A 13,479-nucleotide genomic window follows, 5' to 3' on the forward strand; every position below is an offset into this window, starting at 1 on the left:
TCACCAGCGCCCTGACCAGCGAAGTGAAGGGCGACGGCCAGAAGGTCACCGGCCTGATCTACAAGGACCGCAACTCCAGCGAATTCCATTCGCTCGAGCTCGAAGGCATCTTCGTGCAGATCGGCCTGGTACCCAACACCGACTGGCTCAAGGGCACCGTCGAGCTGTCGCCGCGTGGCGAGATCGTGGTCGATGCCCGTGGCCAGACCTCGCTGCCGGGCATCTTCGCGGCGGGCGACGTCACCACCGTGCCGTACAAGCAGATCGTGATCGCGGTGGGCGAGGGCGCCAAGGCCTCGCTGGGTGCCTTCGATCACTTGATTCGCAGCTCGGTATAAAGGCTACGGAAACAAAAAAGGGGCAGACGTGAGTCTGCCCCTTTTTATTGGTCCGAGTTCGTCAGACGCTAGCGATGGCTTCGGACGAAACGCCTTCGAGCTGGGCGACTTGCTGGTTGATCCAGTCTTCGGCGCGTTGGTTGAGCGCTGCGATCGCGCGTGGCCCTTCGCCTTCGGTATGTAGCGCAGGACCGATCACCACCTGAATGGTGCCAGGGTGCTTGGCCCAGCCAGCCTTCGGCCAGAACGAACCGGCGTTATGCGCGATTGGCAGGACCGGCAAGCCGGCATTGGCGGCCAGCGCCGCTCCACCACGGGAGAACTTGCCCGTCTGGCCTACCGGCACCCGGGTGCCTTCCGGGAAGATCAGCACCCACACACCCTGCTTGAGGCGCTCGTCGCCTTGTTTGGCCAGCTGCCGGAGAGCGGCCTTGGGATTGTCGCGGTCGATGGCGATCGGCTTGAGCAACGCAATGGCCCAGCCGAAGAACGGCACGAACAACAGCTCGCGCTTGAGGACCTGGCTCAGCGGTTCGAAGTACGCCGAGAGGAAGAAGGTCTCCCAGGTGCTCTGGTGCTTGGCCAGGATCACGCACGGCTGCGCCGGGATATTCTCCTGGCCGCTGACTTCGTAGCGGATGCCGACGACCACCTTGGCCAACCAGACGGCGCTGCGGCACCAGGCCTGTACCACGAAGCGATAACGAGCCCTGAAGGGCATGAAGGGCGCACAAACCATGCTGACCAGGCACCAGGCAAAGGCGCTGAAGGCGAGCAGGAAGTAGAACACGCCGGTACGAAGAGACTGCACGAAGCTCATCGCGTCTTCCCGAGTAGATGGTCCGCAACGGCGGAAAGGTCGTCGAATACCTGGGTGCCAGGAGGCAGGGGGTTCTGTAGCGTGCGTTGACCCTTGCCGGTCTTCACCAGACAGGGCACTCCGCCCAGCAGCATACCGGCGTGCAGGTCGCGATGGCTGTCGCCCACCACCGGTACGCCCGACAGGTCGGGCAGCTTGAAGTGATCGGCGATGCGCCGGAACAACCCCGGCTGCGGCTTGCGGCAGTCGCAGCCGTCGTCCGGGCCATGGGGGCAATGTACGATCAGGTCGATGCGACCGCCATGATCCATCGCCAGGCACTGCATCTTGAAATGCATGTCGCTGAGAACCGAGGCATCGAACAGGCCACGCGCCAACCCCGACTGGTTGGTCGCCACGGCGACCGTCCAGCCGGCTTGGCACAGTCGACCGATGGCTTCCAGCGAACCGGGGATGGGTATCCATTCCTCCGTCGTTTTGACGAAGTTGTCGGAGTCCTGGTTGATCACCCCGTCGCGGTCGAGAACGATCAGCTTCAAGGTTCTAACCCAGCGCGGAGATATCGGCGACGCCAAGGAACAGTCCTCTGAGTCGGGCCAGCAGCGCATAGCGGTTGGCACGCACCGAAGCATCTTCGGCGTTGACCAGTACCGCCTCGAAGAACGCATCGACCGGCTCGCGCAACAGCGCCAGACGCTCCAGGGCTTCGCGGTACCGCCGCTCGGCGCCCATCGGCAGGACGGCGTGTTCAGCCTGCTGGATGGCCGAGTACAGCGAAAACTCGGTCGCGTTGTCGAAATAACGGGGTTCCACCGCTTCGGGCAATTTGCTCTCGAACTTGCTCAGCAGGTTGGAGACACGTTTGTTCACCGCGGCGAGCGCTTCGGCTTCGGGCAACCGACGGAAGGCCTGGACCGCCTGTACGCGCTGGTCGAAGTCCAAGGCCGAGCCCGGCTGTACGGCACGTACCGCCAGGTAGGACGACACGTCGATGCCTTCGTCCTCGTAGCGCGCACGCAGGCGATCGAAGATGAATTCCAGTACCTGGTCAGCCAGTCCGGCGCTGTTGACCTTGTCGCCGAACTGGCCGATGGAGAAGTGCACCGCCTGGACCAAGTCCAGATCGAGATCCTTTTCGATGAGGATACGCAGCACGCCGAGGGCGGCGCGGCGCAGCGCATAGGGGTCCTTGCTGCCGGTGGGCAGCATGCCGATGCCGAAGATGCCGACCAGGGTGTCGAGCTTGTCGGCGACCGCCACGGCAGCACCAGTGAGGGTGCTCGGCAGCTCGGCGCCGGCACCGCGCGGCATGTACTGTTCGTTCAGCGCCAGGGCGACGTCTTCGGGCTCGTTGTCGTTGAGCGCGTAGTAGTAGCCGGCGACGCCCTGCATCTCGGGGAATTCGCCGACCATCTCGGTGGCCAGGTCGCACTTGGACAGCAGGCCGGCACGCGCCGCCCGCTGGCGATCGCCACCGATGCGTTCGGCGATGAAGGCGGCGAGGCGGGAAACGCGCTCGGCCTTGTCGAACACCGAGCCGAGCTGGGCCTGGAACACCACCTTGGCCAGGCGCTCGTTGAAGCGCTCGAGCGGCTGCTTCTTGTCCTGCTTGAAGAAGAACTCGGCGTCGGTCAGGCGCGGGCGCACGACCTTCTCATTGCCAGCGACGATCTGCTTGGGGTCGAGGCTCTCGATGTTGGCCACGGTGATGAAGCGCGGCAGCAGCTTGCCGTCGGCGTCGAGCAGGCAGAAGTACTTCTGGTTGTCCTGCATCGTGGAGATCAGGGCCTCCTGGGGCACGGCGAGGAAGCGCTCCTCGAACGAACACACCAGCGGAACCGGCCATTCGACCAGTGCGGTGACTTCATCGAGCAGCTCGCTGGGAACGATGGCGCGGCCCTGGTGCTCGGCGGCGAGTTCGGCGACCCGCTTGCCGATCAGCTGCCGGCGTTCGGCAAAATCGGCGATCACATGGGCGCTGCGCAGCTCGTCGAGGTAGCTCGACGGGCGCGAGATGCGCACCGCTTCCGGGTGATGGAAGCGATGGCCGCGCGATTCTCTACCGGCGTTCTGCGCCAGGATCTCGCAGGGTACGACCTGATCGCCGAGCAGCATCACCAGCCACTGGGTCGGGCGGACGAACTCGTCCTTGCGTGCCGCCCAGCGCATGCGCTTGGGAATCGGCAGGGCGCTGAGGGACTGCTCGACGATGCCGGGCAGCAGGTCACGGGCGGGCTGGCCGGGAATGCTGCGGCTGAAACGCAGCTTCGGGCCGCTGGTGTCGACTTCCGAGAGATCGACGCCGCACTTGCGGGCAAAGCCCAGCGCGGCCTGGGTCGGCTTGCCTTCGGCATCGAAGGCCGCCTGCAGCGGCGGGCCGTCGAGGTTGACGCTGCGATCGGGCTGCTCGGTGGCGAGCTGCTCGACGACGACCGCAAGACGGCGCGGCGCGGCATAGGCGCGGGCGCCGGCATGGTTCAGCCCGGCGTCGCGCAGGCCGCTTTCGATGCCGGCGAGAAAGGCGTCGGCGAGTTTCTTCAGCGCCTTGGGAGGCAGCTCTTCGGTACCCAGTTCGACCAGGAAATCCTGAGCGTTCATCATTCGGCCTCCTTCAGCTTGGCCAGTACTTCATCGCGCAGCTGTGCAGTGGCCATCGGGAAGCCGAGCTTGCCACGTGCCTGCAGGTAACTTTGCGCCACGGAGCGGGCGAGGGCGCGCACGCGCAGGATGTAGCGCTGGCGCTCGGTTACCGAGATGGCGCGACGCGCATCGAGCAGGTTGAAGGTGTGCGAGGCCTTGAGGACCATTTCGTAGGTCGGCAGGGGTAGCTCCAGCTCGATCAGCCGGTTGGCCTCGCTTTCGTAGAAGTCGAAGAGTTCGAACAGCTTCGGCACGTTGGCGTGCTCGAAGTTGTAGGTGGACTGTTCCACCTCGTTCTGGTGGAAGACGTCGCCGTAGGTGACGGTGCCGAACGGGCCGTCGGTCCAGATCAGGTCATAGACCGAGTCGACACCCTGCAGGTACATCGCCAGGCGTTCCAGGCCGTAGGTGATTTCGCCGGTGACCGGATAGCACTCAAGGCCGCCGACCTGTTGGAAATAGGTGAACTGGGTGACTTCCATGCCGTTGAGCCAGACTTCCCAGCCCAGGCCCCAGGCGCCCAGGGTCGGCGACTCCCAATTGTCCTCGACGAAACGCACGTCGTGTACCGAGGTGTCGACGCCGATGCGGCGCAGCGAACCCAGGTAGAGGTCCTGGATGTTCTCCGGGTTGGGCTTGAGCACCACCTGGAATTGATAGTAGTGCTGCAGGCGATTGGGGTTCTCGCCGTAGCGGCCATCCGCCGGACGGCGCGAAGGCTGGACGTAGGCGGCGTTCCAGGTTTCCGGACCGATTGCACGCAGGAAGGTGGCGGTGTGGAAGGTACCGGCGCCCATCTCCATGTCGTAGGGCTGCAGGACCACGCAACCCTGTTCCGCCCAGTAGCTTTGCAGGGCGAGGATCAGGTCTTGGAAGGTGCGCACGGCAGGCGTAGGCTGGGTCAAAATTTCACCTGTGCTGGGCTTCGACAGAAAGCCTCGGAGTATAACCGAATCCACCGGCGTACCGCCGTGCGGATCGAGCCCGCCGCTGTCGCCCAACCAGCCTTTCTGCCCGAGAAATTCCATGCCGCGCTGCGCCTGGTGTACTGACGACCCCCTCTACCAGCACTACCACGACAACGAATGGGGCGTGCCTCAACGCGACCCCCAGCGGTTGTTCGAACTGCTGCTGCTCGAAGCCTTCCAGGCGGGGTTGTCCTGGATCACCGTACTGAAGAAGCGCGAGCGCTACCGCCAGGTGCTGTTCGGCTTCGATCCGGCGCAGGTGGCACTCATGACCGACGCGCAGATCGAGGTCCTGATGCAGGATCCCGGAATCATCCGCAACCGACGCAAGCTCGAAGCGGCGCGCACCAATGCCCGGCGTTGGCTGGAGCTGGAAGACCCGTCCGGTTGGCTGTGGAGCTTCGTCGGTGGTTCGCCGCGGATCAACGGCTTCGAGCACCGCGAACAGGTACCGGCGGTGAGCGAGGAGGCCGTCGCCATGAGCAAGGCCCTGAAGAAGGCCGGCTTCAGCTTCGTCGGGCCGACCATTTGTTACGCCTACATGCAGGCCGCCGGGATGGTCATGGACCACACCCGAGACTGTGATCGCTACGCGATTCTGGGCAGCGGCCGGTGACCAGCGCCCGCATCGAAGCAGTTACACTAGGCGTTTGATTGTCGGGGAGTTCTCCTGTTGGAAAAGCTCAAAGGTGCCGTTGCGGTTGGATGTCTTCGGCTGCTCGCGTTGTTGCCGTGGGGCGCGGTGCAGCGGCTCGGCGATTTCATCGGCTGGTTGATGTACAAACTGCCCAACCGTTCGCGTGAAGTCGCGCGGATCAACCTGAGCAAGTGCTTTCCCGAGCTGAGCGAGGATGAGCAGGAGAAATTGCTGCGCGAAAGTCTGCGCGGGATCGGCAAGAGCTTTACCGAGAGCGCCTGCGCCTGGATCTGGCCAGCGCAGAAATCCATCAACCTGGTCAAGGAGGTCGAGGGGCTGGAGGTGTTGCAGGCCGCGCTGGCGTCCGGCAAGGGCGTGGTCGGCATTACCAGCCACCTGGGCAACTGGGAAGTGCTCAATCACTTCTACTGCGCGCAGTGCAACCCGATCATCTTCTACCGACCACCCAAGCTCAAGGCGGTGGACGAACTGCTGCAGAAGCAGCGCGTCCAGCTCGGCAACCGGGTCGCGCCCTCGACGCGCGAAGGCATCCTCAGCGTGATCAAGGCGGTCAGGCGCGGGGAGGCGGTCGGGATTCCAGCCGATCCCGAGCCTGCCGAATCCAGCGGCGTGTTTGTGCCCTTCTGCGCCACCCAGGCGCTGACCAGCAAATTCGTGCCGAGCATGCTCGCCGGGGGCAAGGCGCTCGGGGTCTTTCTCCATGCGTTGCGTCTGGAGGACGGGTCGGGCTACAAGGTGATCATCGAAGCCGCACCGCAAGAGATGTACAGCGAGGACGTCACCACCGCGGTCGCGGCCATGAGCGGGGTGATCGAGCGTTACGTACGGCAATGGCCGACCCAGTACATGTGGACCATGAAGCGCTTCAAGAAGCGACCACCGGGCGAGGCCCGTTGGTACTAACGTCAATCCAGCCAAACCAAGGGACGGACATGAGCAAACGGCAATATCCACGGACCGCGATGAAATGCCGAATCAAGATCAGCCACCCCTCGTTCGGCGAGGTGCTGGGCCAGACCCGCGACCTCTCCGACGGCGGTGTCTACGTCCGTCACCCGGAGCTGGCTGCGCTGGGCGTCGGCGATGTCGTCACCGGGCAGGTGCAGGATCTGCCGATCGAGGCACCGGCGCCGGTGCTGGAGATGGAAGTGATGCGCGTGGATGCCGAAGGCGTCGGCCTGCGCTTCGTCAACTGCGAATGACCCGGCCGCTCAGTGCGCTTCGTTGACTGCACTGAGAAAGGCCTGGGTACGCTCCTCGCGGGGATTGCCGAACAGCTCGGCCGGCGTTCCCTGCTCATGGATGTTGCCCTTGTGGAAGAAGCACACGCGATCGGCGAACTCGCGGGCGAAGCCCATCTGGTGCGTCACCATCAGCATCGTCAGATTGTGCTCGGCTCCCAGCTTACGAATCACCCCGAGTACTTCGCCGCACAGCTCCGGATCCAGCGCCGAGGTCACCTCGTCGAAGAGCATCACCTTCGGCCGCATGGCCAGCGCTCGAGCGATGGCCACACGCTGCTGCTGGCCTCCTGAAAGCTGCGACGGGTAATGTTGGTGCTTGTCACCCAGGCCCACCAGGTCGAGCAGCTCGCGTGCCCGTTCTCCAGCCTCCCGCTTGTTCATGCCGAGCACCTGTACCGGCGCTTCCATCACGTTCTGCAGCGCGCTCATGTGCGGGAACAGGTTGAAGCTCTGGAACACCATGCCGATCTTGCCGCGCACCCGCCGCTGGTGTCGTGCGTTGGCCGGGACCAGCCGGCCGGAGCGGCCGGGCATGTGCGTCAGGGGCTCGTCGTCGACGACGATCAGGCCGTCGTCGATCTGCTCGAGCGTCATCAGCGCGCGTAACAGGGTGGACTTGCCGGAACCGCTGGGACCGATGATCGCCACCTTTTCCCCCGCTTCGACGCTGAGGTTCAGGTTGTCGAGTACCGTGAGGTTGCCGTAGCGCTTGGTGACATCGGTGAAGCGAACGATGGGGCGGGGCATGGAGAGACTCCCTTGGAAATCGTAGGGTCAGCGCGGAGCCTGTTCCATGCGCGCTTCGAGACGTCGCACGAACCAGGCCAGGATCAGGCTGACCACCAGAAAGAACAGGCCGACCAGGGTGATGGGTTCGAGATAGCGGAAGCTTTCCGAACCGATGTTCTTGGCCTGCTGCATCAGCTCGACGACGGTGATCGCCGACAGCACCGGCGTGTCCTTGAGCATCGCCACCAGGTAGTTGCCCAGCGCCGGCAGGACCGGGCGTAGCGCCTGCGGCAGGATCACATCGCGGTAGGCCGTCAGCGGCTTCATGTTCAGCGCCGTGACCGCTTCCCACTGGCCACGTGGTACCGCGTCGAGGCCGGCGCGGTAGACTTCGGCCGTGTAGCAGGCGTAGTGCAGCGCAATGCCGATGATGCCGGCCTGCAGCGCGGTAAGGCTGATTCCGTAGTTGGGAAACACATAGAAGAGGAAGTACACCTGGATCAGCAGCGGGGTGCTGCGAATGAATTCGATCAGCCCCGTGGCCGGCCAGGAAAACACGGCCAGGCGACTGCGCCGCGCGATCGCCAGCAGCAGGCCGAGCACCAGGGCAATGGCGAACCCGACGGCTGTGATGTACAGCGTATTGAGCGAGGCGCGCAGCAGGTCGGGAAGAATGGCGAGCGCGAAGTCCCAGTCGAACAGCTTCATGACATCCCCCCGCGCATGCGGCCGCGACTCAGGCGGCGGTCGAGCAGGCGCATCGCCAGGTTGATCGCCTGGGCCATGATGAAATAGAGCACCAGGGTCAGGCCGAAAATCTCCAGGGTCATGAAGGTCGCTTGGTCCAGCTGGCGGGCGCGGAACGTCAGGTCCGAGAGCGTGATCAGCGACACCAGCGAGGTGTTCTTGAGCAGCTCGATCAGCAGGTTGGTCCCTGGCGGAATGGCCGCCAGCAGGGCCTGGGGCAGCACGATCCGGTGGAAACGCCGGACCGGGCTCATGTTCAGCGCCTGGCAGGCCTCGTACTGTCCCTTGTGCACCGAACGGATGGCGCCACGCATGACCTCGGCCCCGTAGGCGCCGATATGCAGGCCCAGGCCGATCACTGCGACGCTGAAGGCGCTGAGCTCGATGTTGAACGGCGGCATCGGCAGCACGAAGTACAGCCAGAACAGCTGTACCAGCAACGAGGTTCCGCGGAACAGTTCGATATAGGTCACTGCCAGCCAGCGTACTGGTGCAATAGGCGAAAGCCGGCCCAGAGCGCCGAGGATGGCCGAGGCGATGGCCAGCAGCGAGCCCCAGAACGTGACTTGCAGAGTCATCCAGGCGCCCTGCAGCAACAGGGGAATCAATTCATTCATAAGGGTCCCGATGCGGTCCGCGTGATACAGGCAGGCCGCCGTCGAGCGCTGCTCGCGGCGGTTGCCGTTCGGGCCTTACTGACCGCAGAGCTCTGCGGCGGTCTTGTCGGTCAGGTTGGAGCGGTCGAATCCGAATGGCTCGACCGTCGACAGGTGATCGTCGCTGCCCAGCCATTCCTTGAGCTGGTCATTGACCGCATCGCGCAGGGCCTTGTCTTGCGGGCGGAACGCCAGGGCGCCGTAGCCGGTGTGGGCCGGGTCATCCTTGAAATCGGAGATGGCCTCGACGCGGTCACCGCCTTTGTCGGCCAGCCCCTTCATGGTCAGCTGCGTGCCGACCGCGGCATCGGCGCGGCCACTGCGTACCGCCTGCAACTGCGCGGTGGTGTCGGGTACCTGGAGGATCTGCGCGTCGATGATGCCGGCGCCGCGGGCATAGCCGAGGTTGACGGTACCGGCCATGATCGCCAGTTTCACCTCGGGATTGGCGGCGATGTCTGCATAGCTGCCGAGCTTCTTTGGATTGCCCTTGGCCACCAGCAGGGTGTCGGGCAGCTGATAATGCGGGTCGGTGAAGAGCACCTGCTTGCAGCGCTCGGGGGTGATGTACATGCCTGCCGCGATCAGGTCGAAGCGGCCGGCGCCGAGGCCGGGAATCAGCGAGCCCCATTCGGTGAGCACCGGGTTGATTGTCTCGACGCCAAGCCGGTCGAAAATCTTGCGAACGATTTCGGGGGATTCGCCGGTCACCTTGCCGTCGAGTTCGGTATAGGCGAAGGGGGTTTCGTTGGCATAGCCGATGCGCACGCTGCTGCTGGCCTTGACCTTGTCCAGGGTATCGGCCATGACCAGGCCGCTGGCGAAAGTGGCGCAAAGCATCGAGCAGGCGATCGCCAGCCGAGCGAAGGAAGTGGTGCCTTTGGCGCTGCTCATCGTTGTATCTCCTAGTTTCTTGTCATCCACCCCTGGGTGGAACGCGCTTTTCATAGGAGGCAGTAATCAAGAGCGAGAGGTTGGAAACCCCAGGTATGGATTTTTTTTGATTTCTGTCGTGACTGTTCCAACCTGGTTCGAGCATACAAAAGGGCGTTTCGCCATTCGATTGCACTAGGACAATAGAGTTGGCAGCAGCGGCAGGGGATGCTTGCATGGCTCAATCGGACAAAGAGGCGGACATGCAGCACTGGAAACAGGCCCTATCCGCGGTGCGCTGCGGCGAGACCAAGTACAAACGGCTGGTACACGCCATCGTCGCCGATATCGAACAGGGCCGGCTCGGCGATGGCCAGCGGCTACCGCCCCAGCGCCAGATCGCCACCGCCTTGGGCATCAGCATGCAGACGGTGACCAATGCCTACAAGGAGCTCGAGCGCCAGGGGCTGGTGCGCTGCGAGGTGGGACGTGGCAGCTTCGTTTCCCGGCGCACCAGCGAGCGGGTCGCCACCTCGATGCTCGACAGCGAAGGCGAGCTGCTGGATTTTTCCAGCGCCCGCATCGTTCATACCCTCGAGCACGACCGTCTCTGGCAGCAGACCTGCCTGGAGCTGGCCGGCGAAGCCGAACAGCCGTGGATGCGCGCCTTTCGCCCGATCGCAGGCTTCGAGCGGCATCGCGAAGCGGCGGTCGGCTGGCTCGCTCATCTTGGTCTGACGGTGGAAAGCCGCGACCTGCTGCTGACCAATGGCGCGTCCCACGGTATCTTCCTGGCCCTGGCGTCTCTGGCGGGTCCCGACGACGTGGTGCTCTGCGCCGGGCTGTCCGACCACGGCGTGATCGGCGCATCGCAGGTGCTGGGCTTCACCCTGCGCAGCCTGGAAATGGATGCCGACGGGATCGATCCGGAGCACTTCGAGGACCTTTGCGCCAATGAGCGGATCACCGCCCTGGTCTGCACGCCGAACCTGAACAACCCCACCAGTTGCGTGATGCCCGACGCCCGGCGCCGTGAGATCGCCGGCATCGCGCGGCAATACGGCGTGCACGTGATCGAGGACGACGTCTACGGTCCGCTGCTGGCCGGCCAGCAGAAGGCGCGGCCGATCAGCCATTACTTGCCGGAACTGTCGTTCTATTGCACCAGCATGACCAAGTCGGTGCTTTCCGGCTTGCGCCTGGGCTACCTGGCGATGCCCAAGCGTCTGGCGCTGCGCACCGAGAGCATCCTGCGGGTCAATAGCTGGATGGCCACGCCGCTGCTGGGCGAGATCGCCACGCGCTGGATCGAGGGCGGCCAGGCCGAGGCGCTGGTGCAACTGCAGCGCCAGCTGCTGGCCAACCGGCAGGCCATGGTCGAGCAGGAGTTGGGTGAGCACCTGCTGCGCAACCATGTCTACTCGCTCAATGCCTGGCTGCGGGTGCCGGATTACTGGGAAGCCGAAATGCTGCAGCGCGAGCTGCGCCAGCGGCAGATCGCCCTGACCCTGCCCGATCCTTTCATGCCGCCCGGTGCCCCGCGTCCGCGAGCGATGCGCCTGTGCGTAGGGGCCGAGTGCAGCGAGGCGCAGATGCGCCAGGGGTTGCAAGCGGTGCGCGAAGTCTTCGAGCAGTACCCGCACATCCATCAGGATTTCTGACGCAGGCCTGTGTGAGCGGCGCTTTCGGGCCGATTGCCATGCCTGAAAAAAATAGCGTCCTAGTACATTCAGCGATTGTGCGGAGCACTTTTACACTCGCCCGAAATCGGACTTCACGGGAAGACCTTCGGGCCATGCAGACCCTCCAGCCAGACGCGATACAGGCCGCCCGCCAGCACATCGGTGAGCTGGTGCGGGTGACGCCGCTCGAACCTTCGGCGAGCCTTTCACAGCGGCTCGGCGTGCCGGTGTGGCTCAAGCTTGAATCGCAGCAGGCCACCGGCAGCTTCAAGCTGCGCGGTGCGGCCAACGCGGTGGCGCAGCTTTCGGCCGAGGCACGCCGCGGCGGCGTGGTCACCGCCTCGACGGGCAACCACGGGCGGGCCCTGGCCTACGCCGCCGCGCAGCAGGGCGTCAGGGCCACCGTATGCCTGTCGCGCCTGGTGCCGGCGAACAAGGTCGAGGCGATCCGTGCGCTCGGCGCCGAGGTGCGCATCTGCGGTGACAGCCAGGACGCCGCCGAGGCAATGGCGCTGAGCCTGGCCGCCGAGGAGGGCGCCACCTACCTGCCGCCGTTCGACCATCCGCACATCATCGCCGGCCAGGGCACCCTAGGGCTGGAGATCCTCGAGCAGTGCCCCGAGGTCGCCGAAGTGCTGGTGCCGTTATCCGGCGGCGGCCTCTTCGCCGGCGTGGCGCTGGCGCTCAAGAGCGCGCGTGCGCAGATCCGCCTTCACGGCATCAGCATGCGTCGCGGCGCCGCGATGCACGCCAGCCTACAGGCTGGCCATCCACTGGAAGTCGAAGAGCTGCCGACCCTGGCCGACTCGCTGGGCGGCGGTATCGGCCTGCAGAACCGTTACACCTTCGCCATGACCCAGTCGCTCTGCGACGAGCTGCACCTGCTCGACGAGCCGGCGATCGCCGCCGGCATCCGCCACGCCTACCGCGAGGAGCGGCAGGTGGTGGAAGGCGCCGGCGCCGTGGGTATCTCGGCCCTGCTCGAAGGGCTGATCGAGCCGCGCGGGCCGGTGGTCGTGGTGGTCAGCGGGCGCAACATCGACATTCAACAGCACCTGCGGGTGATCAACGGCGAGGTCAGCTGATCCGGCGGCGCCGGACAGCGATTCGGAGGAATACCATGGCGAACGTCGTTCTGCTCAATGAATCCGATCTGCGCGCCTGCGTCGGGCTCGATCACGCCAGCCTGGATGCCGTGGAGCAGGCCTTCGCGCTGCTGGCTACCGCGGCGGTAGCGATGCCGCCGATCCTGCGTCTGGACATTCCCGAGCATAACGGCGAGGTGGACGTGAAGACCGCCTACCTGCCGGGCATCCCGCGTTTCGCGATCAAGGTCAGTCCCGGCTTCTTCGACAACCCCCAGCGCGGCCTGCCGAGCCTCAACGGCATGATGATGCTGCTCTCGGCTGAAACCGGTCTGCTCGAGGCGCTGCTGCTCGACAACGGCTACCTGACCGCGGTGCGTACCGCCGCCGCCGGTGCGCTGGCGGCCAAATGGCTGGCCCGGGAAGACGCCAGCCGCGTCGCGATTCTCGGTGCCGGCGAGCAGGCACGTCTGCAGCTTGCCGCGCTGCGCCTGGTGCGGGATGTGCGCGAGGTGCGCATCTGGGCACGCGACGCCGGCAAGGCCGCCGCTTTCGCTGCCGACATCGAAGGGCTCGATGCCCGCGCCTGTTCGAGCATCGACGAGGCGCTGGCCGAGGCCGACATCGCCCTGACAACCACGCCCAGCCGCGAGCCGCTGATCGAAGCGCGCCACCTGCGTCCGGGGCTGCACATCACCGCGATGGGCTCGGACGCCGAACACAAGAATGAAGTCGCCCCGGCCGCACTGGCCGCGGTCGATCTCTACATCGCCGACCGCCTGAGCCAGACCCGTCTGCTCGGTGAACTGCACCACGCGCTGGAGGCGGGTTGCGTCAGCGACGAGAACGGATTCACCGAGCTGGGACGGGTGATTGCCGCAGAGCATCCCGGCCGCACCTCGCCGCAGCAGGTCACGCTGTGCGACCTGACCGGCACCGGTGCGCAGGACACCGCCATCGCCAGCTTCGCCTTTGCGCGCGCGCAAGCGCTCGGAAAGGGTTTCGCGTTTTCTTCCTAGTGCCAGCGGCAGGCGCCCGG

The 13,479-nt window shown here is 65.1% G+C and carries 15 protein-coding genes; 7 read left to right on the forward strand and 8 right to left on the reverse strand.

Translation table 11 applies throughout. The features are described from left to right. A partial coding sequence (locus G7026_RS20030) for an FAD-dependent oxidoreductase (RefSeq protein WP_181072768.1) occupies positions 1–338 on the forward strand: 338 nt, incomplete at its 5' end. Between the two features lie 61 nt (positions 339–399). Here G7026_RS20030 and G7026_RS20035 read toward each other — a convergent pair. The 4 genes from G7026_RS20035 to glyQ are packed head-to-tail and all read right to left on the reverse strand — an operon-like array spanning position 400 to position 4,703. After that, positions 400–1,158, reverse strand: a complete 759-nt coding sequence (locus G7026_RS20035) for a lysophospholipid acyltransferase family protein (protein ID WP_181072770.1) — start codon at positions 1,156–1,158, stop codon at positions 400–402. Next, positions 1,155–1,697 (reverse strand): D-glycero-beta-D-manno-heptose 1,7-bisphosphate 7-phosphatase, encoded by a 543-nt coding sequence (gene gmhB / locus G7026_RS20040; RefSeq protein ID WP_181072771.1) that lies wholly within the window; start codon positions 1,695–1,697, stop codon positions 1,155–1,157. Before gmhB ends, G7026_RS20035 begins: the two co-directional genes overlap by 4 nt. A 4-nt stretch (positions 1,698–1,701) precedes the next feature. Next, complete coding sequence (gene glyS / locus G7026_RS20045) at positions 1,702–3,756, reverse strand: glycine--tRNA ligase subunit beta (RefSeq protein ID WP_181072773.1); 2,055 nt, start codon at positions 3,754–3,756, stop codon at positions 1,702–1,704. Then, entirely contained in the window at positions 3,756–4,703 is a 948-nt protein-coding gene (gene glyQ / locus G7026_RS20050) for a glycine--tRNA ligase subunit alpha (RefSeq protein ID WP_181072980.1), read from the reverse strand. The genes glyS and glyQ overlap by 1 nt, the downstream gene beginning before the upstream one ends. Positions 4,704–4,824: 121 nt before the next feature. Between glyQ and G7026_RS20055 the strand changes: the two genes are divergently transcribed. From G7026_RS20055 to G7026_RS20065, 3 genes are read left to right on the forward strand one after another with little or no spacing between them, the layout of a single operon-like run. Then, the gene (locus G7026_RS20055; protein WP_181072775.1) at positions 4,825–5,382 is read left to right on the forward strand and encodes a DNA-3-methyladenine glycosylase I; all 558 of its coding nucleotides are present in this window, start codon (positions 4,825–4,827) and stop codon (positions 5,380–5,382) included. A gap of 57 nt (positions 5,383–5,439) precedes the next feature. Beyond that, on the forward strand, positions 5,440–6,327 hold the full coding sequence (locus G7026_RS20060; protein WP_181072777.1) for a lysophospholipid acyltransferase: 888 nt from the start codon (positions 5,440–5,442) through the stop codon (positions 6,325–6,327). A 29-nt stretch (positions 6,328–6,356) separates the two neighbouring features. Continuing rightward, positions 6,357–6,626 (forward strand): PilZ domain-containing protein, encoded by a 270-nt coding sequence (locus tag G7026_RS20065; protein WP_181072779.1) that lies wholly within the window; start codon positions 6,357–6,359, stop codon positions 6,624–6,626. Between the two features lie 9 nt (positions 6,627–6,635). Here the strand turns inward: G7026_RS20065 and ehuA are convergent, their stop codons facing one another. The 4 genes from ehuA to ehuB all read right to left on the reverse strand — a co-directional run bounded on the left by ehuA (position 6,636) and on the right by ehuB (position 9,694). Continuing rightward, entirely contained in the window at positions 6,636–7,415 is a 780-nt protein-coding gene (gene ehuA, locus G7026_RS20070) for an ectoine/hydroxyectoine ABC transporter ATP-binding protein EhuA (RefSeq protein ID WP_181072781.1), read from the reverse strand. Between the two features lie 27 nt (positions 7,416–7,442). Continuing rightward, positions 7,443–8,105 (reverse strand): ectoine/hydroxyectoine ABC transporter permease subunit EhuD, encoded by a 663-nt coding sequence (gene ehuD / locus G7026_RS20075; protein ID WP_181072783.1) that lies wholly within the window; start codon positions 8,103–8,105, stop codon positions 7,443–7,445. Then, positions 8,102–8,761 carry an ectoine/hydroxyectoine ABC transporter permease subunit EhuC gene (ehuC, locus tag G7026_RS20080; RefSeq protein WP_181072785.1) on the reverse strand — a complete coding sequence of 220 codons (660 nt, stop codon included), beginning with the start codon at positions 8,759–8,761 and terminating at the stop codon, positions 8,102–8,104. Before ehuC ends, ehuD begins: the two co-directional genes overlap by 4 nt. Before the next feature lie 75 nt (positions 8,762–8,836). Then, positions 8,837–9,694: an ectoine/hydroxyectoine ABC transporter substrate-binding protein EhuB gene (gene ehuB, locus G7026_RS20085; RefSeq protein ID WP_181072787.1), complete on the reverse strand. Its 858-nt coding sequence runs from the start codon at positions 9,692–9,694 to the stop codon at positions 8,837–8,839. Positions 9,695–9,936: 242 nt separating this feature from the next. On the opposite strand from ehuB, the gene ehuR reads away from it, so the two are divergent. The 3 genes from ehuR (at position 9,937) to G7026_RS20100 (ending at position 13,459) form a co-directional block, all read left to right on the forward strand. Beyond that, positions 9,937–11,334 carry a MocR-like ectoine utilization transcription factor EhuR gene (gene ehuR / locus G7026_RS20090; RefSeq protein WP_181072981.1) on the forward strand — a complete coding sequence of 466 codons (1,398 nt, stop codon included), beginning with the start codon at positions 9,937–9,939 and terminating at the stop codon, positions 11,332–11,334. Between the two features lie 134 nt (positions 11,335–11,468). Beyond that, positions 11,469–12,440: a hydroxyectoine utilization dehydratase EutB gene (gene eutB, locus G7026_RS20095; RefSeq protein ID WP_181072789.1), complete on the forward strand. Its 972-nt coding sequence runs from the start codon at positions 11,469–11,471 to the stop codon at positions 12,438–12,440. A 35-nt stretch (positions 12,441–12,475) separates the two neighbouring features. Next, entirely contained in the window at positions 12,476–13,459 is a 984-nt protein-coding gene (locus G7026_RS20100; protein ID WP_181072791.1) for a cyclodeaminase, read from the forward strand. Positions 13,460–13,479: the final 20 nt, after the last annotated feature.

The sequence above is a fragment of the Stutzerimonas azotifigens genome, from assembly GCF_013522725.1.
Taxonomy (GTDB): Bacteria; Pseudomonadota; Gammaproteobacteria; order Pseudomonadales; family Pseudomonadaceae; genus Stutzerimonas; species Stutzerimonas azotifigens_A.

Excerpts from the sequence above, each read along its gene's own strand:
- ehuR (WP_181072981.1), top strand. The coding sequence starts at position 9,937 with ATGCAGCACTGGAAACAGGCCCTATCCGCGGTGCGCTGCGGCGAGACC.
- glyS (WP_181072773.1), bottom strand. The coding sequence starts at position 3,756 with ATGAACGCTCAGGATTTCCTGGTCGAACTGGGTACCGAAGAGCTGCCT.
- ehuB (WP_181072787.1), bottom strand. The coding sequence starts at position 9,694 with ATGAGCAGCGCCAAAGGCACCACTTCCTTCGCTCGGCTGGCGATCGCC.
- G7026_RS20055 (WP_181072775.1), top strand. The coding sequence starts at position 4,825 with ATGCCGCGCTGCGCCTGGTGTACTGACGACCCCCTCTACCAGCACTAC.
- G7026_RS20100 (WP_181072791.1), top strand. The coding sequence starts at position 12,476 with ATGGCGAACGTCGTTCTGCTCAATGAATCCGATCTGCGCGCCTGCGTC.
- G7026_RS20065 (WP_181072779.1), top strand. The coding sequence starts at position 6,357 with ATGAGCAAACGGCAATATCCACGGACCGCGATGAAATGCCGAATCAAG.
- ehuA (WP_181072781.1), bottom strand. The coding sequence starts at position 7,415 with ATGCCCCGCCCCATCGTTCGCTTCACCGATGTCACCAAGCGCTACGGC.
- ehuD (WP_181072783.1), bottom strand. The coding sequence starts at position 8,105 with ATGAAGCTGTTCGACTGGGACTTCGCGCTCGCCATTCTTCCCGACCTG.
- ehuC (WP_181072785.1), bottom strand. The coding sequence starts at position 8,761 with ATGAATGAATTGATTCCCCTGTTGCTGCAGGGCGCCTGGATGACTCTG.
- eutB (WP_181072789.1), top strand. The coding sequence starts at position 11,469 with ATGCAGACCCTCCAGCCAGACGCGATACAGGCCGCCCGCCAGCACATC.
- G7026_RS20035 (WP_181072770.1), bottom strand. The coding sequence starts at position 1,158 with ATGAGCTTCGTGCAGTCTCTTCGTACCGGCGTGTTCTACTTCCTGCTC.